This window comes from Hafnia psychrotolerans, assembly GCF_014639435.1.
Classification (GTDB): Bacteria; Pseudomonadota; Gammaproteobacteria; order Enterobacterales; family Enterobacteriaceae; genus Ewingella; species Ewingella psychrotolerans.
Genome location: NZ_BMFZ01000011.1, coordinates 144230 through 161713 on the forward strand (window position 1 = coordinate 144230; position 17484 = coordinate 161713).

General features: G+C 51.4%; 14 protein-coding genes and 1 riboswitch. Of the genes, 10 read left to right on the forward strand and 4 right to left on the reverse strand.

The window, feature by feature from the left end; genetic code table 11:
* Positions 1 to 24 precede the first annotated feature (24 nt).
* Together ppc and argE are read right to left on the reverse strand one after the other, a co-directional pair.
* Positions 25 to 2673 (reverse strand): phosphoenolpyruvate carboxylase, encoded by a 2649-nt coding sequence (gene ppc, locus IEV89_RS18235; RefSeq protein WP_188474938.1) that lies wholly within the window; start codon positions 2671 to 2673, stop codon positions 25 to 27.
* A 293-nt stretch (positions 2674 to 2966) separates the two neighbouring features.
* Positions 2967 to 4118 (reverse strand): acetylornithine deacetylase, encoded by a 1152-nt coding sequence (argE, locus tag IEV89_RS18240; protein ID WP_188474939.1) that lies wholly within the window; start codon positions 4116 to 4118, stop codon positions 2967 to 2969.
* A 225-nt stretch (positions 4119 to 4343) separates the two neighbouring features.
* On the opposite strand from argE, the gene argC reads away from it, so the two are divergent.
* From argC to oxyR, 5 genes are all read left to right on the forward strand, one after another.
* Positions 4344 to 5348 (forward strand): N-acetyl-gamma-glutamyl-phosphate reductase, encoded by a 1005-nt coding sequence (argC, locus tag IEV89_RS18245; protein WP_188474940.1) that lies wholly within the window; start codon positions 4344 to 4346, stop codon positions 5346 to 5348.
* A 56-nt stretch (positions 5349 to 5404) separates the two neighbouring features.
* Complete coding sequence (gene argB, locus IEV89_RS18250) at positions 5405 to 6178, forward strand: acetylglutamate kinase (RefSeq protein WP_188474941.1); 774 nt, start codon at positions 5405 to 5407, stop codon at positions 6176 to 6178.
* Between the two features lie 60 nt (positions 6179 to 6238).
* Positions 6239 to 7456, forward strand: a complete 1218-nt coding sequence (locus IEV89_RS18255; RefSeq protein WP_188474942.1) for an argininosuccinate synthase — start codon at positions 6239 to 6241, stop codon at positions 7454 to 7456.
* A 68-nt stretch (positions 7457 to 7524) separates the two neighbouring features.
* Positions 7525 to 8898, forward strand: a complete 1374-nt coding sequence (gene argH, locus IEV89_RS18260) for an argininosuccinate lyase (RefSeq protein ID WP_188474943.1) — start codon at positions 7525 to 7527, stop codon at positions 8896 to 8898.
* 319 nt (positions 8899 to 9217) lie between these two features.
* Complete coding sequence (gene oxyR / locus IEV89_RS18265; RefSeq protein WP_188474944.1) at positions 9218 to 10138, forward strand: DNA-binding transcriptional regulator OxyR; 921 nt, start codon at positions 9218 to 9220, stop codon at positions 10136 to 10138.
* Here the strand turns inward: oxyR and sthA are convergent.
* Positions 10121 to 11521, reverse strand: coding sequence for a Si-specific NAD(P)(+) transhydrogenase (gene sthA, locus IEV89_RS18270; protein WP_188474945.1), 1401 nt, complete (start codon positions 11519 to 11521; stop codon positions 10121 to 10123). The two genes, oxyR and sthA, sit on opposite strands and share 18 nt — an antisense overlap.
* A gap of 212 nt (positions 11522 to 11733) precedes the next feature.
* Here sthA and fabR point away from each other — a divergent pair, with 212 nt between their 5' ends.
* Genes fabR through IEV89_RS18285 form a run of 3 tightly spaced genes read left to right on the forward strand, consistent with a single transcriptional unit; the run spans position 11734 to position 12926 of the window.
* Positions 11734 to 12411 (forward strand): HTH-type transcriptional repressor FabR, encoded by a 678-nt coding sequence (fabR, locus tag IEV89_RS18275; protein ID WP_188474956.1) that lies wholly within the window; start codon positions 11734 to 11736, stop codon positions 12409 to 12411.
* A complete protein-coding gene (locus IEV89_RS18280) occupies positions 12386 to 12745 on the forward strand; it encodes a YijD family membrane protein (protein WP_188474946.1) in 360 nt (119 codons plus the stop codon). Before fabR ends, IEV89_RS18280 begins: the two co-directional genes overlap by 26 nt.
* Complete coding sequence (locus IEV89_RS18285) at positions 12738 to 12926, forward strand: hypothetical protein (RefSeq protein WP_188474947.1); 189 nt, start codon at positions 12738 to 12740, stop codon at positions 12924 to 12926. The genes IEV89_RS18280 and IEV89_RS18285 overlap by 8 nt, the downstream gene beginning before the upstream one ends.
* Positions 12927 to 13051: 125 nt before the next feature.
* Here IEV89_RS18285 and trmA read toward each other — a convergent pair whose 3' ends face one another.
* Positions 13052 to 14152, reverse strand: a complete 1101-nt coding sequence (gene trmA / locus IEV89_RS18290) for a tRNA (uridine(54)-C5)-methyltransferase TrmA (protein ID WP_188474948.1) — start codon at positions 14150 to 14152, stop codon at positions 13052 to 13054.
* A 146-nt stretch (positions 14153 to 14298) separates the two neighbouring features.
* A riboswitch (cobalamin riboswitch) is annotated at positions 14299 to 14549 on the forward strand.
* A gap of 68 nt (positions 14550 to 14617) precedes the next feature.
* On the opposite strand from trmA, the gene btuB reads away from it, so the two are divergent.
* Together btuB and murI are read left to right on the forward strand one after the other, a co-directional pair.
* A complete protein-coding gene (btuB, locus tag IEV89_RS18295; protein WP_188474949.1) occupies positions 14618 to 16483 on the forward strand; it encodes a TonB-dependent vitamin B12 receptor BtuB in 1866 nt (621 codons plus the stop codon).
* Positions 16428 to 17309, forward strand: a complete 882-nt coding sequence (gene murI, locus IEV89_RS18300) for a glutamate racemase (RefSeq protein ID WP_188474950.1) — start codon at positions 16428 to 16430, stop codon at positions 17307 to 17309. Before btuB ends, murI begins: the two co-directional genes overlap by 56 nt.
* Positions 17310 to 17484 lie beyond the last annotated feature (175 nt).

A 17484-nucleotide genomic window follows, 5' to 3' on the forward strand; every position in this document is an offset into this window, starting at 1 on the left:
CGGTTTTTTGCTTTTATCGGTGTGCTAACCGGTATTGCGCATACCTGCTGCGACACCCGCGATAGTGACCATCAGCGCCTGTTCAACACGAGCGTCAGGAGTATGACCGTCTTTTTCCAGCTGACGTGAGCGATGTAGCAATTCAGCCTGCAACACGTTCAGCGGGTCAGTGTAGACGTTACGCAGCGCGATTGATTCGGCAATCCACGGCAGATCGGCCATCAGATGGTCGTCGTTGGAAATCGCCAGGACCACGTTAATGTCGTTTGCCAACTGGTCACGCAGCTTTTGTCCGAGTGGCCAAAGCTCTTTGTCCACCAGGCGCTGATCATAGTACTCCGCCAGCCACAGGTCGGCTTTGGCGAACACCATTTCCAGCATACCTATGCGGGTTGAGAAGAACGGCCAGTCACGGCACATGGATTCCAGCTCACCGCGTTTCCCTGCATCCACCACGGCTTGCAGACCGGCACCTGCGCCTAACCATGCAGGCAGCATCAGACGGTTTTGTGTCCAGGCGAAGATCCAGGGAATGGCACGCAGGCTTTCGACGCCGCCGTTAGCTTTACGTTTTGCTGGCCGTGAACCCAAGGGTAATTTCCCCAGTTCTTGCTCTGGTGTTGCGGCGCGGAAATAAGGTACGAAGTCTTTGTTTTCACGCACATAGCCACGGTACATGTTGCAAGAGACGTCAGATAGCTGTTCCATGATACTCACCCAAGCCTCTTTTGGCTCCGGCGGTGGCAACAGGTTGGCTTCCAGAATCGCGCCAGTGTAGAGCGCCAGGCTGCTGATGGTGACTTCTGGCAGGCCGAATTTGAAGCGGATCATCTCGCCCTGTTCGGTCACGCGCAGGCCGCCTTTCAGGCTGCCCGGCGGTTGTGACAGCAATGCCGCGTGGGCAGGTGCCCCGCCGCGACCAATGGAGCCGCCGCGTCCGTGGAAAAGTGTCAGTAGAACACCGGCCTTCTCACAGGTTTTGATCAGTGCATCCTGTGCACGGTATTGCGCCCATGATGCTGCCATCACGCCCGCATCCTTCGCAGAGTCGGAGTAACCGATCATCACCATCTGTTTGCCCTGAATACAGCCACGGTACCAGTCGATACTGAGCAACTGGGTCATGACGGAATCGGCATTGTTCAGGTCGTCGAGGGTTTCGAACAGTGGCGCGACGGGTAGAGTGAACGGACAGCCCGCCTCTTTCAGCAGTAAATGTACTGCCAGAACGTCTGATGGGGTTTTCGCCATCGAAATCACGTAGGCGGCAATCGACCCTTCCGGCGCTTCTGCGATGACCTGACAGGTATCGAGCACCTCTTTGGTGAGCTCGCTTGGTTCCCAAAAACGTGGCACCAGTGGACGCTGAGAATTCAGTTCGCGGATCAAGAATGCCTGTTTGTCAGACTCTGACCAGCTTTCGTAGTCACCGAGGCCCAGATAGCGGGTGATCTCTGCAATCGCGTCGGTATGACGGGTGCTCTCCTGACGAATGTCGATACGTACCAGCGGCACGCCGAAACAGCGGACGCGTCGCAGTGTATCCAACAACTGGCCATTAGCAATAATACCCATGCCGCAGGCTTGCAGCGACTGGTAACACGCGTACAGCGGCTCCCACAACTGCTCATTGTGCACCAGTAAATCATGCGGGATTGGCAGACTTTCGCCTTTCAGACGCGCTTCCAGATAGGCTTGGGTGGAAAGCAATTGAGCACGCAAACGTTTCATGATCACGCGGTAAGCTTCCGCCTCACTTTCGTCATTGGCGAGTGCACGCAACTCTGGCGTACATTCGGTCATGGAAAGCTCCGAAACCAGTACAGCGACATCGCGCAGGAACAGGTCAGTGGCTTTCCAGCGGCTCAGCAGCAGCACATGACGGGTAATGTCAGCAGTGACGTTTGGGTTACCGTCGCGGTCACCGCCCATCCATGATGTGAAGCGTACGGGGACGGCCTCAACCGGCATTTTGTAGTCGAGTGAGGTTTCCAGCTGTTCGTTGAACTCACGCAGGAAAGCAGGAACGCCTTCCCAAAGACTGTTTTCAACCACCGTAAAGCCCCACTTGGCTTCATCAACCGGAGACGGACGGTTTTTACGGATTTCATCGGTATGCCATGACTGGGCAATGAGCTGGCGCAGACGGCGCATGATCTGTTTGCGCTCGTAGTCGGCCAGATCGTTATGGTCGAGCTGCTTCAGGCAGCTGTTCACTTCCACCAGTTTGTGGATCAGGGTCCGGCGGGCAATTTCAGTCGGGTGTGCCGTGAGCACCAGTTCAATGGAGAGTTGTTCAACTGCATCACGCAGTTGCTGAGAAGTCAGATTTTTAGACTTCAAACGTTCAATCAGTTGCGCCAACACATCCGGATTACTCGCGGCTTCACCGTGTGGTGAAATGCTGTGATATTGCTCGGCAACATTGGTTAAATTCAAAAATTGGCTGAAAGCACGGGCCACAGGCAGGAGTTCGTCATTGGACAAATTTTGCAGCGTGGAAAGGAGTTCCTGACGATCTGCATCATTACCGGCACGTGAAGATTTGGATAACTTACGAATTTTCTCAACACGATCAAGGATATGCTCTCCCAGAGTATCCTTGATCGTATCGCCAAGCAGTTTCCCTAAGGTACTGACATTACTGCGCATTGCGGAATATTGTTCGTTCATATCGCCTCTGACCCGTTCTCATATTTAAAATTATATTTTGTAAATAACTATCACCCGTTAGACGTTTTCGCCTTAAATCATTTTTACGCTGCGAACGTGATCACATTTTCAAAAACAGCACATGTTTTACCGCAAAACCCCCAATTCCCTCACTAAAAAAATGGTGTTTTTGGCAAATTACAGAACTTTCATCATCGCCAGCGGCATATTAGTTTGGCTAATCACGCTTTTGTACAGTATCAAAGGATACCCGTAGGTACCCTGTTTGTTTCTGTCGTCTGGGTAATACAGAATTAGTGGTAGCAGAAATGGTTCACAACCTGTGTGATCAACTCGCGGGTTGGTTTGATAAATGCGGTATCAAGGTATTCATCTGGTTGATGCGCCTGTTCTATTGAACCGGGACCCAGCACCAGCGTCGGGCATAGCTCCTGAATGAACGGTGCCTCGGTACAGTAGTTGACGATCTCGGTTTCCACGCCGAGCAACTTTTCCACTACCTGGACCAACGGGTGGTCTGGAGGGCATTCGTAGCCGGGGATCGGTGGATGCAACTTTTCGATGGCCACCCGGCCGGGCCAGCGGCTGCTTACCGGTTCCAGCGCTTCCTGAAGCAGACCGTCAAGATCGGAGAGAGTCAGACCCGGTAATGGACGGATGTCCATGTGCAATTCGCAGCAGGCACAGATGCGGTTGGCTGCGTCACCGCCGCTGATGTGGCCGAAATTCATGGTTGGATAAGGAATAACAAAACCGCTGTGGTTATAACGCTTTTTCAGCGTATTGCGCAGTTCCATTAGATGGGTGATCGACTCATGCATCAGATCAATAGCATTAACGCCACGGCTTGGGTCACTAGAGTGACCGGACTGGCCGGTAATGCGTAGTGCATTCGAGATGTGACCTTTATGTGCACGTACCGGTTTCAGCGAGGTCGGTTCGCCGATGATCGCGCAGTCCGGACGAATCGTGGCATTCCTGGCAAAATAGCTGGCTCCGGCCATGGTGGTTTCTTCATCAGCGGTCGCCAGAATATAGAGTGGTTTAGTCAGTTTGCTAGTATCGATGTCACGCAGTGCATCGACGATAAAAGCAAAGAAACCTTTCATGTCCGCTGTACCCAAACCGTAGAGTTTATTTTCGTGTTCGGTCAGGGTGAAGGGGTCGCGGGTCCAACGTCCGTCGTCGTAAGGAACCGTATCGGTATGACCTGCCAGCAATAGACCACCTGCACCTTCGCCTGTGCTTGCCAACATGTTGAATTTATTACGAGTATTGGGTACCGGTTGAATCTCAATCTTAAAGCCGAGATCGCGGAACCAGCCAGCGAATACATTGATTAAGGTTTCATTACTCTGATCCAATGCGCTGTCGGTAGCACTGATCGAAGGTATCGCGATTAACGCCCGGTATAGCTCAATAAAAGGAGGTAATTTCATCTTCACTGTTGACAGCCTTTAGTTAGGGTAGTATTCATATTCATGCAGTTTATGTGAATAAAAATACAATAACCCAGTCCGTAAGGAAACCGGAATATTTTACCGGCCCTGTAAAACGAAATGGTTGAAAATTTCGCGGGTGAACGGCGTATAACGCGGTAAGCCCTGTTACCTAAGAAGTACACTGTATCGCGGAGCCATACAGTTAAGTTGAGAAGGTGAACAGACCCCATGTTGAATACGCTGATTGTTGGTGCCACGGGTTATGCCGGAGCTGAACTCGCGACCTACCTAAGTCGCCACCCACATATGAACATAACCGGTTTAACGGTTTCAGCGCAAAGTGCAGATGCAGGAAAATTACTTTCTGATTTGCATCCGCACTTGAAAGGCATCGTTGATCTGCCTGTTTTAGCAATGAAAGATGTCCAGGAAGCGGCGAAAGGTGTTGATGTCGTTTTTCTCGCAACGGCCCATGAAGTCAGCCACGATTTAGCCCCACAGTTTCTGGCTGCCGGTTGCGTAGTGTTTGACCTCTCCGGCGCGTTCCGCGTCAAAAAACCTGAGTTTTACTCCGAATTTTACGGCTTTGAGCACCAGCATATCGACTGGCTCAACAAAGCAGTGTACGGTCTGGCTGAATGGCAAGATGACAAAATCAAAGATGCACAGTTGATCGCTGTACCGGGCTGCTACCCGACGGCTTCACAGCTGGCGATCAAACCGCTGCTTGAAAACGACCTGCTCAATGACAGCCAGTGGCCGGTCATCAATGCCACTAGCGGCGTTAGCGGCGCAGGGCGCAAAGCCTCTATTGGCAACAGTTTCTGTGAAGTCAGCCTGAAGCCATATGGCCTATTCAATCACCGTCATCACCCAGAAATTGTTGAACACCTTGGTGTACCGGTGATTTTCACTCCGCATTTGGGTAACTTCCCGCGCGGTATTCTTGCCACCATCACCTGCCGTCTGAAAGCCGGTGTGACGTCGCAGGATATAGCACAAGCGTTCCACAATGCCTATCACGACAAACCTCTGGTGCGTTTGTACGCTAAAGGTGTTCCCGCACTGAAAGATGTGGTCGGGCTGCCGTTCTGCGATATTGGTTTTGCGGTCAAAGGAGAGCACCTGATTGTTGTCGCGACCGAAGACAACCTGCTTAAAGGCGCATCAGCGCAGGCAGTACAATGTTTGAACCTGCGATTTGGTTTCCCTGAAACGCTCTCCCTGATTTGATAAACCTTAAGTTAAAATCAAATACTTACTTTTTACCGATTGAGGCGCAAACAGCTATGAATCCGTTAGTCATTAAATTGGGTGGTGTGTTACTAGATAATGAAGAAGCGCTTGAGCGCCTGTTCATGGCGCTGGTGACTTATCGTCAGCAATATCAGCGCCCATTGGTTATCGTTCACGGCGGCGGCTGCTTGGTCGATGAGCTGATGAAAAAGCTGAACCTGCCGGTGGTGAAAAAAGCTGGTCTGCGTGTCACTCCCGCTGACCAGATCGATATTATTACTGGCGCACTGGCTGGCAGCGCCAATAAAGCCCTGCTGGCCTGGGCGATCAAAAGTAATATCAATGCGGTTGGCCTGTCGCTGGCCGACGGCGGTTCTGTGAGTGTGACGCAGTTGAGCGAAGATCTGGGTAACGTCGGTAAAGCCGAAGCCGGTTCTCCTGTGTTGATTAACACGCTCACCGGGGCCGGTTATCTGCCGATTGTTAGTTCTATCGGTATCACCGCGTCAGGTGAACTGATGAACGTCAACGCCGATCAGGCCGCGACGGCACTGGCGGCAACGCTGGGCGCAGATTTAATCCTGCTGTCAGATGTGAGTGGTATCCTCGATGGCAAAGGTCAGCGTATTCCTGAAATGTCGGCAGAAGCAGCCGAGCTGCTGATTGAACAGGGTATTATTACCGACGGCATGATTGTTAAAGTTCACGCTGCGCTGGACGCCGCCCGTACGCTCGGACGCCCGGTGGATATCGCCAGCTGGCGTCACGCCGAGCAGTTACCGGCACTTTTTAACGGCGTCGCGATCGGGACACGCATCTCAGCGTAATTCACCGTTCGGCACGTTTATTACTCATTAGATATATTGAATTTTTTGAAGGAAATCATCATGGCAGCAACTCAAGGCATCAAGAAAATTGTTCTGGCTTACTCCGGCGGTCTGGACACTTCAGCGATCATTCCATGGCTGAAAGAAAACTATGGCGACTGCGAAGTGGTCGCGTTCGTGGCGGATATTGGTCAGGAACGTGCCGATCTGGAAGGCATCGAGCAAAAAGCACTGCGTACCGGTGCCTCTGAGTGCCACGTTGTCGATCTGCGTGAAGAGTTCATCAAAGACTACGTGTATCCGGTACTGAAATCCGGCGCACTGTACGAAGGTAGCTATCTGCTGGGGACCTCAATGGCGCGTCCGTTGATCGCCAAAGCGCAGGTTGAACTGGCGCTAAAAATTGGCGCAGATGCACTGTGCCATGGTGCGACCGGTAAAGGGAATGACCAGGTGCGTTTCGAAACCACCTACACCGCGCTGGCACCACAATTGAAAGTGGTTGCACCTTGGCGTGAGTGGGATCTGCGTTCTCGCGAAGCTCTGCTGGATTATCTGAAAGAGCGTAAGATTCCAACCACCGCATCGCTGGAAAAAATCTACAGCCGTGATGAAAATGCATGGCACATCTCCACCGAAGGCGGCGTGCTGGAAAGCCCGTGGAATGCAGCTAACAAAGATTGCTGGGCATGGACTGTTGCACCAGAAGATGCGCCGGACCAGGCCGAAACGGTCACCGTTAAAGTGGCAAAAGGTGAAGTCGTTGCGGTAAACGGCGTTGAACTCAGCCCGTTCCAGTGCCTCGAAGCGCTGAACGTGCTAGGTGTGAAACACGGTATCGGTCGTATCGACATCGTTGAAAATCGTCTGGTTGGCATTAAATCCCGTGGTTGCTACGAAACGCCTGGCGGCACCATCATGATGGCAGCTTTGCGTGGCGTTGAGCAGTTGGTTCTGGATCGCGACAGCTTCAAATGGCGTGAGCAGTTGGGCCATGAAATGTCTTACGTGGTTTACGATGGCCGCTGGTTCGCGCCACTGCGTGAGTCTATTCAGGCAGCCGTTGATGCACTGGCTGAGGATGTTAACGGCGAAGTGGTGCTCAAACTTTATAAAGGTACTGCTACAGCGATTCAGAAACAATCGCCAAACAGCATGTACTCAGAGGAGTTTGCCACCTTTGGTGAAGACGAAGTGTATGACCACAGCCACGCGGGCGGCTTTATTCGTCTGTTCTCGTTGTCATCACGTATTCGCGCACTGAACGCCAAAAAATAGTTCGCGCACAGACACATTTTAGGGCGCACAGGCTGCGCCCTTTTGCATACATTTCAGGAGGGGATCTTATGGCACTTTGGGGCGGACGGTTCAGCCAGGCAGCCGATCAACGGTTTAAAGAGTTAAACGATTCACTACGCTTTGATTACCGGCTGGCAGAGCAGGATATCGTTGGGTCTGTGGCCTGGTCAAAAGCGCTGGTGACCGTCAATGTCTTGACCGTTGACGAACAATTACAGCTGGAAGAAGCATTGAATATCTTGCTGGAAGAGGTCCGTGCTAATCCGCGTGCCATTCTGGAAAGCGATGCTGAAGATATTCATAGCTGGGTTGAGCAGAAGTTGATCGACAAAGTCGGCAATCTCGGCAAGAAATTGCATACTGGCCGCAGCCGTAACGACCAGGTAGCGACTGACCTCAAACTGTGGTGCAAAGAGCAGGTGGTTGAACTGCAACTGGCTGTAAAACAGCTGCAACATGCATTAGTGGAAACGGCTGAAGCGAATCAAGACGCCGTTATGCCGGGCTATACGCATTTACAACGTGCTCAACCGGTTACGTTCGCCCATTGGTGTATGGCTTATGTGGAAATGCTGGCGCGTGATGAAAGCCGTTTACAAGATACCCTGAAACGTCTGGATGTTAGCCCGTTGGGCAGTGGTGCATTGGCCGGTACCGCCTATCCTATGGACCGAGAACAACTGGCTGGTTGGCTTGGGTTTACTTCCGCGACCCGCAACAGCCTCGACAGCGTCTCTGACCGTGACCATGTGCTGGAACTGCTTTCTAATGCGTCCATCAGCATGGTACATCTGTCGCGTTTCGCTGAAGATTTGATTTTCTTCAATAGCGGTGAAGCGGCGTTTGTGGACCTGTCAGATCGCGTGACCTCAGGCTCTTCACTGATGCCACAGAAGAAAAACCCGGATGCGCTGGAACTGATTCGCGGCAAGTGTGGCCGCGTGCAGGGCGCACTGACCGGCATGATGATGACCATGAAAGGCCTGCCGCTGGCGTACAACAAAGACATGCAGGAAGACAAAGAGGGGTTGTTCGACGCACTCGATACCTGGATGGATTGCCTGAACATGGCGGCACTGGTGCTGGATGGCATTCAGGTGAAGCGTCCGCGTGCGAAAGAAGCGGCTCAGCAGGGTTACGCTAATTCCACCGAGCTGGCGGATTACCTGGTCGCTAAAGATATTCCTTTCCGTGAAGCGCATCATATCGTCGGCGAAGTCGTCGTGGAAGCCATTGCTCAAGGCAAAGCGCTGGAAGCTCTGACGCTGGCTGACCTGCAAAAATTCAGTAGCGTGATAGGCGACGACGTTTACCCGATCCTCGAACTGCAATCCTGTCTCGACAAGCGTGCAGCCAAAGGTGGCGTATCACCTGAGCAGGTTGCATTTGCGATCCGTGAAGCAAAAGCACGATTAGCGTAACCTTTATCGGAGAGAATAAGAAAGGCGGGCACTCAGGCCCGCCCGGTTTGTTCGGTTCTACAAACATTTTTCTACTATGCTGTTACACACCATTGTTCGTCCTGACGTGTATAGAATGTCACTTGCGGTACTTGTTTCCCTTCGCGGCTTACAAATATGAATAACTTCTTAATTTATAAAAAATAAAGTCGCCATTCTGGCTGTGCCATTTTGATAATGGGCATTGCTAACGATTGTTGTTGATAGTTATAATCGTTGATTGCTATCTTATCTATCGTCTCGAACTATCGTAGCGACCCGTTATGAGAATGGAGGATAAATGAATATTCGTGATTTAGAGTATCTGGTGGCACTGGCTGAGTTTCGTCATTTCCGTCGTGCGGCTGATTCTTGCCATGTGAGCCAGCCAACATTAAGCGGGCAGATCCGCAAGCTGGAAGATGAATTGGGCGTGATGCTGCTGGAAAGAACCAGCCGTAAGGTATTGTTCACTCAGGCCGGTCTGTTGCTGGTAGATCAGGCGCGGACGGTGTTGCGTGAAGTCAAAGTATTGCGTGAAATGGCGAGTCAACAGGGCGAGGCGATGTCCGGGCCGTTGCATATCGGGTTGATCCCAACAGTCGGGCCTTATTTACTGCCACAAATTATTCCCACGCTACACAAAACCTTTCCAAAGCTGGAGATGTATCTACACGAAGCTCAAACCCTGCAACTGCTGGCGCAGCTCGACAGCGGAAAGCTGGACTGTGCAATTTTAGCGTTGGTCAAAGAGAGTGAGGCATTCATTGAAGTGCCGCTGTTTGATGAGCCGATGAAACTGGCGGTTTACGATGAGCATCCTTGGGCATCGCGCGATCGTGTGGCCATGGCTGACCTAGCCGGCGAGAAGTTGTTGATGCTGGAAGACGGACATTGCTTGCGCGATCAGGCTCTGGGTTTCTGTTTCCAGGCCGGAGCTGATGAGGACACGCATTTTCGTGCCACCAGTCTTGAAACGTTACGCAATATGGTCGCCGCAGGTAGCGGTATCACGCTATTACCCGCGTTGGCCGTGCCGAAAGAGCGCAGCCGTGATGGTGTAACCTATCTAGTGTGTGACAAACCGGAACCGAGACGCACCATTGCTTTGGTATATCGTCCCGGTTCCCCACTGCGTGGCCGCTATGAGCAGCTTGCAGAAGCCATTAAGGTTCACATGCAGGCTCATATGGACGCCGCTGCGTTAAAACAGGCGATTTAATCCGTTAAGTGCGGCAACGCGGTAGGCTTCAGCCATGGTCGGATAGTTGAAGGTTGTATTAACGAAATACTCAATCGTATTGCCTTCGCCTTTTTGTTCCATGATCGCCTGGCCGATGTGAATGATTTCCGCTGCGCGCTCTCCAAAGCAATGTATACCGAGTATTTCCTTGGTTTCACGATGGAAGAGCAGCTTCAGGCTACCTACATTCATACCGGCAATCTGCGCACGGGCCAGATGTTTAAACTGTGCGCGACCTACTTCGTACGGCACCTTCATCGCCGTCAGTTCCTGTTCGGTTTTGCCGACGGAACTGATTTCTGGAATGGTGTAAATGCCGGTCGGAATGTTTTCGATTAAATGCACCTTTGCTTCACCTTGGATCATTGCCTGCGCGGCAATGCGTCCTTGATCGTAAGCAGCGGAAGCCAGACTCGGATAGCCAATCACATCACCGACCGCGTAAATATGCGACAGTGCCGTTTGGTACATACTGTTTACTTTCAGCAAGCCTCGGCTATCGGCGAGCAGACCAATATTTTCCAAACCCAGATTGTCGGTGTTACCCGTGCGTCCGTTGGCATACAACAGAGCATCCGCTTTCACTTTCTTGCCGGATTTCAGATGCATAATCACGCCATCTTCAACCCCTTCGATCTTCTCGAACTCTTCGTTGTGGCGAATGACCACGCCGTTATTCCAGAAGTGATAGGAAAGAGCGTCTGACATCTCCTGATCAAGGAACGACAGTAAGCGGTCACGCGTGTTAATTAAATCAACTTTTACGTTTAATCCACGGAAGATCGACGCATATTCGCACCCGATAACCCCTGCGCCGTAGATGATCACATGCCGCGGCTCGTGGCTCAGTTCGAGAATTAAATCGCTATCGTAAATACGCGGATGATTGAAATCGACGTCGTGCGGGCGGTACGGACGTGAGCCACAGGCAATAATGATGTTGTCTGCGGTGATCTGTTCATGGGTGCCATCAGCGAAGCGGATATTGATGGTATGTTCGTCAACGAAACTTGCATCGCCGGAAATAAGCTTGCACTGATTACGCTCGTAGAATCCCTCACGCATCCGGGTCTGCTGATTAATCACGGTATCAGCATGGCGCAAAATGTCAGGAAAGCTGGAACTCATTGTGCGTGAGTTGTCGCTATAGAGCGGGTTTTGGTTGAATTCGATAATTCTGCTGACGGCGTGGCGCAGTGCTTTCGAAGGGATAGTACCCCAGTGAGTACAGCCGCCACCGACGTTATTATAGCGCTCGATGACCGCAACTCTGGCCCCTTGTTTAACCAGTCCCATCGCGGCGCCTTCTCCGCCAGGGCCTGAGCCAATGATGATGGCATCAAAATGAGATTGTTGTTGCATGGTTTGAAACCTATTTTATACAAAATAACAACGAGAAAGTAACATATTAGTCCGATTTTCCCTACGCTGAGTTGTCAAATTGTGGGAAAACCGCAACATTCTTACCCAGTTAATGCTGTGGTTTCTTTCGCTCGGACGATCAAAAACTTTGGTATAGTGAAATTGCATTGGGCAAACAGTTAAATAAGAAGAAAAAATTCCGTATGAAGGTTATGGGCGTAAGAGCACAACAAAAAGAGCGTACGCGTCGCTCACTGATTGAGGCGGCATTTAGCCAACTCAGTGCCGAACGCAGTTTTGCCAGTTTGAGTTTGCGTGAGGTGTCCCGTGAGGCGGGGATCGCACCGACGTCATTTTACCGGCATTTCCGTGACGTCGACGAACTCGGTCTGACCATGGTAGATGAGAGCGGTTTAATGCTTCGTCAACTGATGCGTCAGGCGCGCCAGCGTATTGCCAAAGGTGGCAGTGTGATCCGTACTTCTGTTTCCACCTTTATGGAGTTCATTGGAAATAACCCCAATGCATTTCGTCTGCTGTTGCGTGAACGTTCCGGGACTTCTTCGGCCTTCCGCGCCGCTGTTGCCCGTGAAATTCAGCACTTCATTGCGGAACTTGCTGACTATCTGCAACTCGAAAACCATATGCCCCGCAGTTTTACCGAAGCGCAGGCAGAAGCTATGGTCATCATCGTGTTCAACGCCGGTGCCGAGGCACTTGATGTAGACATTGCTCAGCGGCGTCAGCTTGAAGAACGGTTGGTGCTGCAGTTACGGATGATTTCCAAAGGCGCGTATTACTGGTATCGCCGTCAGCAGGAGAGGACGGCACTGTCTCCAATCAATAAGCCCAGAGGTACAGAAAATGACCGAACAAGCGAACCAGGATAATGGCACCCTGGTCCTGGCTTTGATTTCTGGACTGTCGATCAGCGGAACATTCGCGGCGTTCTTCAGCCCTGTTGTTACATTCTCTATTTTCCCGATCATTACACTGGTGCTGACCGTCTATTGTCTGCACTTGCGTTATCATCAAGGTGAAATGTCCAAAGGCCTACCGACTTTGGTCGCTCTCTGTTTTCTGCTGGGGATGTTACTCCATAGTACAATTATACGTGCAGAGTATCCGCAGATCGGGTCCAATTTCCTGCCGTCCGTGATTTGTGTTGTGCTGCTCTTCTGGATTGGCGCCAAGCTGAAGAAGCGCAAATCCGAGCATGTTTGATATCGATTTCCTGCTCTGTGTGTCGCACAGATGCATGTCACAAAAAGTGATTGAGGGCAGCCTGCGGGTTGCCCTTTTTATTGACGGTTATGTTTCCCAACTCATAGGTCAAAACTCATTGATGGCAGGTTTATTGCACGTCTGGCTGAAGGAACGCCGACCAAAAACATCAATTCCATGAGCTCTTTCCTGACGCTGGCGATTCTGTGTCTGTTGGAATATCTGCGCGTGTATTGGTCATCATGTTACGGCCGTAAAAAGAACGGGCACGCTGAGGTGCCCGTTTTTACGTCTGCATTTCGTGAATCAGATCTTTTCCAGCAGAACGCCCGATTCCATATGATGGGTATACGGGAACTGATCAAACAGGGCGAGACGTGTGACGCGGTGCGTCTGGCTCAGTGTTTCCAGATTGGCGCACAGTGTTTCCGGGTTGCAGGAGATATAAAGGATGCGGTCGTAGCCCTGAACCATTTTTAGCGTATCTGAATCCAGCCCGCTGCGTGGGGGATCGACGAAAATGGTGTTGCAGTTGTAGCGGGTCAGTTCGATGTCTTTCAGACGGCGGAATTCACGTATACCGTTCATCGCTTGCGTGAAATCTTCAGCGGCCATACGGACAATTTGCACGTTGTCGATATGATTAGCCGCAATGTTGTACTGAGCCGCAGCGACCGAGGGTTTGGCAATTTCTGTCGCCAGCACACGGTTAAAATTACGCGCCAGCGCCAGCGAGAAGTTACCATTACCGCAATACAGCTCCAGCAAGTCGCCGGTTGACCCTTCGGTCACATCCAGCGCCCACTCAAGCATCTGAATATTCATCTCGGCATTCGGCTGGGTAAAACTGTTCTCTACCTGACGGTAAATCATGTCGCGACCCGCTACGGGTAACACTTCATCGATGTAGTCCTGATCGAGCATGATTTTGGTTTTGGATGCACGGCCAATAAGCTGAATATCAAAACCTTGTTCGCGCAGTTGATCACGAAGTGCCTTGGCGGCTTGTGTCCACTCATCATCCAGTTTGCGGTGGTAAAGCAGCGAGGCGATAATTTTTCCGCTGCGTGTGGATAAATAATCAATCTGGAAGATCTTACGGCGCAGTACTGGCTCCTGCTTAATTGCCGAGATCAGTAGTGGCATCAAGCGATTGATGATCTCGCTGGCGGCAGGAAACTGATCGACCCGTACGCGGGCTTTGGTCTGCTGATCAAACATGATGTGGTACAGATCCCCTTCGTCATGCCAGACGCGGAATTCTGCACGCATACGGTAATGGCTGACCGGGGAACGAAAAACCTTTGCAGTCGGTGCCTGAAAAGGCGACATCATCGCCGTGAGACGTGCGGTCTTTTCCGCCAGTTGATCGTCATATTGTTCAGTGGGCAAGTTTTCAGGCGTCATGGCTTATCTCGTCTAACTGGGAATAAATGGGCGAACTTTGCGGGGGATTGTAGGGAATGTGCCCATGATGTCCAGTTTTACCCGTCGTAATTAAGGTATCGCTTATACATAATTACGGATGTCTGGATTTCCAAATGGGTTGATCGTAGGATTGCCGTTCGGCCTCATGACTGAGTTAAAAGGGAATCCGGTGTGAATCCGGAACTGGCGCGCAGCGGTATGGGGAAAGCACGGCGATAGCACACTTATTATGCAGACACTGTCTTCTTCTTATTCTTGTTTATAAGGGAGAGCAAAGAAGAGATGGGAAGTCATCGCCCGGTGGCGGTCTATTATTTCTTTCTTTAATGACCAACAAATCCTAAGTCCGAAAACCTGCCGATATTACGTCGCAACTTCACTGTCGTCGCGAAAACGCCGGTGTTTTTCTGCGGCATCCGCCAATTAATTTTGGATGCTCAATTCATGACAATTAAAAAGCACGCGCTGATGGCGGTATTATCTGTCACAGCTTTTTCAGGGTGGGCGCAAGACAATACCTCTTCTGCGGATAACAGCGATAATATGGTTGTTACCGCCAATCGTTTTCCGCAGCCAGTGTCTTCCGTACTGGCACCGACTGATGTGGTGACGCGTGAAGATATCGACAGATGGCAGTCAAAATCTGTCGCTGATGTATTACGTCGTTTACCGGGCGTCGATATTGCGCAGAGTGGTGGTATGGGGCAGCAGACGTCTTTATTTGTTCGCGGTACCAACTCCAATCACACGTTAGTATTAATTGACGGTGTACGTCTTAATCAGGCCGGTATTTCCGGCGCGGCGGATATCAGCCAGATCCCACTTTCACTGGTTCAGCGTATCGAATTCATTCGTGGACCGCGTTCTGCGGTATACGGTTCGGATGCGGTCGGTGGCGTTGTTAACATTATTACGACGCGTGATAAAGATGGCACGACGCTCGGCGCGGGTGTCGGTTCAAACGGTTATCAGAACTATAACGGCTCCACGCAGCAGAAGCTGGGCGAGAACACCACGCTGACGGCCGCAGGGGATTACACTTATACCCGCGGTATCGACGTTGTCGCGGAGGGTAATAACGGCGGCATTCCTCAGCCTGACCGCGACGGTTTCATGAGCAAGACGTTGTATCTCGCGCTGCAACACCAGTTCAATCAGGAAATCAATGGTTTCGCCCGCGCGTATGGTTACGACAACCGTACGGCGTATGACGCGTATGACACCCCAGGTAGCCCGCTGATCGACACTCGTCAGCTTTATAGTCGCACCTATGATACCGGCTTGCGTTATGAGAACGGCATTTATGCCACGCAACTTATCGGCAGCTACAGCCACGTCAAAGACTATAACTACGATCCGAAATATGGCCCGTACGACTCTTCGGCCTCGCTGGATGATTCCGATCAGTACAACGTGCAATGGGGCAACACATTCCAGATCGGGAAAGGTGAAGTCAGCGCAGGCCTCGACTGGCAGAAGCTGACGACTGAACCGGGCACCAACTATCTGGATGATGGCTATAACCAGCACAATACCGGCGTCTATCTGACGACTCAGCAGAAAATCAGTGATTTCACGCTCGAAGGCGCGGTACGCAGCGATGATAACTCCCAGTTTGGTCAGCATACGACCTGGCAGAGCAGCGCAGCATGGGAATTTATCGACGGATACCGTTTCATCGCTTCTTACGGTACGGCATACAAATCACCGAACCTTGGGCAGCTTTACAGCAGTTTTGGCGGCAATCCGGATCTGAATCCTGAAGAGAGCAAGCAATGGGAAGGCGGCCTGGAAGGATTGACCGGTCCACTTAACTGGCGCTTGTCGGCATACCGTAACGACATCGATCAGATGATCGATTACAACAGTTTTACCAACAAGTACTACAACATCGGCAAAGCGACCATCAAAGGCGTTGAATGGACAGGATCATTCGATACCGGTCCGTTGCAGCATCAGATTACGCTGGAATATCTTGACCCGCGTAATGCCGAGACCAACGAAATTCTGGAGCGTCGTGCGAAACAGCAGGTGAAATACCAGGTTGACTGGAATATCGCTGACATCGACTGGTCCATCAATTATCAGTATCTGGGACAGCGTTACGACACCGACTACGGTACGTATCCTTATCAGACCGTCAAACTTGGTGGCGTCAGTTTATGGGATCTGGCAGCATCATATCCGGTGACCTCACATCTGACGGTTCGTGGTAGAATTGCCAACTTGTTTGATAAAGATTACGAGACGGCTTATGGCTATGCCACACCAGGACGTGAGTTCTACCTTACTGGAAGCTATACCTTCTGATACAACGCAAGTTCCTGGCCGCCCGACGGTGCTGGTTTTCGATTCCGGCGTCGGCGGGCTGTCGGTCTATCAAGAGGTCCGGCAGATGTTGCCGGACCTACACTATATTTATGCCTTCGATAATGTGGCTTTTCCTTATGGCGAGAAGTCTGAAGAGTTCATCGTTGAGCGTGTGGTCGAGATCGTCAGCGCGATCGCAAAACGTTATCCCCTTTCCATAATTGTTATTGCCTGCAATACGGCGAGTACGGTCTCCCTTCCTGCACTGCGAGCGAAGTTTGATTGTCCGGTCATCGGTGTTGTCCCTGCTATCAAACCTGCGGCAAAATTAACACGCAATGGTGTCGTCGGCTTGCTGGCAACACGCGCGACCGTTCAGCGTCCTTATACACATGATCTGGTGGCGCGGTTTGCGACGGATTGTCAAATTCTGATGCTGGGCTCGGCGGAGCTGGTCGAACTGGCAGAGGCGAAGCTGCATGGCCAAGAGGTTTCTCTGGAGGCGCTGAAGAAAATCTTGCATCCGTGGCTGCGTCTGCGTGAGCCACCGGACACGGTGGTATTAGGTTGTACGCATTTCCCGTTGCTTTCAGATGAGCTCGCGCAGGTTTTACCCGACGGCACACGTATGATCGACTCCGGTTCTGCCATTGCCCGTCGTGCACACTGGTTAATTGAGACGTCTGGTGTGCCAATTCCGCAGAAAAAAGCCGATGTGGAAATAGAGAGCGTCGCCTACTGCATGGCGATGACAACTGAGGCCCAAAGTTTACTGCCTGTTTTACAGTCATATGGCTTTAGAAGTATCCAGGAATTGTCGCTTTAAACGGCATTTGGCGAAAGAATCAGCGGTCGGTAAATTATTTGTATTTTAGGGGTTGCGGCCTTCTGAGAACTCCCTATAATGCGCCTCCACTGACCGGGAACAACGACTGACAAGTCGCTCGGACAGGAAGAGGAAAAGATGAAAGTTCGAATGAATAATCTCTTGACTCTTCAGC

Coding starts and splice junctions, on each gene's coding strand:
- ppc (WP_188474938.1), bottom strand. CDS start 2,673: ATGAACGAACAATATTCCGCAATGCGCAGTAATGTCAGTACCTTAGGG.
- argC (WP_188474940.1), top strand. CDS start 4,344: ATGTTGAATACGCTGATTGTTGGTGCCACGGGTTATGCCGGAGCTGAA.
- argB (WP_188474941.1), top strand. CDS start 5,405: ATGAATCCGTTAGTCATTAAATTGGGTGGTGTGTTACTAGATAATGAA.
- IEV89_RS18255 (WP_188474942.1), top strand. CDS start 6,239: ATGGCAGCAACTCAAGGCATCAAGAAAATTGTTCTGGCTTACTCCGGC.
- argH (WP_188474943.1), top strand. CDS start 7,525: ATGGCACTTTGGGGCGGACGGTTCAGCCAGGCAGCCGATCAACGGTTT.
- oxyR (WP_188474944.1), top strand. CDS start 9,218: ATGAATATTCGTGATTTAGAGTATCTGGTGGCACTGGCTGAGTTTCGT.
- sthA (WP_188474945.1), bottom strand. CDS start 11,521: ATGCAACAACAATCTCATTTTGATGCCATCATCATTGGCTCAGGCCCT.
- fabR (WP_188474956.1), top strand. CDS start 11,734: ATGGGCGTAAGAGCACAACAAAAAGAGCGTACGCGTCGCTCACTGATT.
- IEV89_RS18280 (WP_188474946.1), top strand. CDS start 12,386: ATGACCGAACAAGCGAACCAGGATAATGGCACCCTGGTCCTGGCTTTG.
- IEV89_RS18285 (WP_188474947.1), top strand. CDS start 12,738: ATGTTTGATATCGATTTCCTGCTCTGTGTGTCGCACAGATGCATGTCA.
- trmA (WP_188474948.1), bottom strand. CDS start 14,152: ATGACGCCTGAAAACTTGCCCACTGAACAATATGACGATCAACTGGCG.
- btuB (WP_188474949.1), top strand. CDS start 14,618: ATGACAATTAAAAAGCACGCGCTGATGGCGGTATTATCTGTCACAGCT.
- murI (WP_188474950.1), top strand. CDS start 16,428: ATGGCTATGCCACACCAGGACGTGAGTTCTACCTTACTGGAAGCTATA.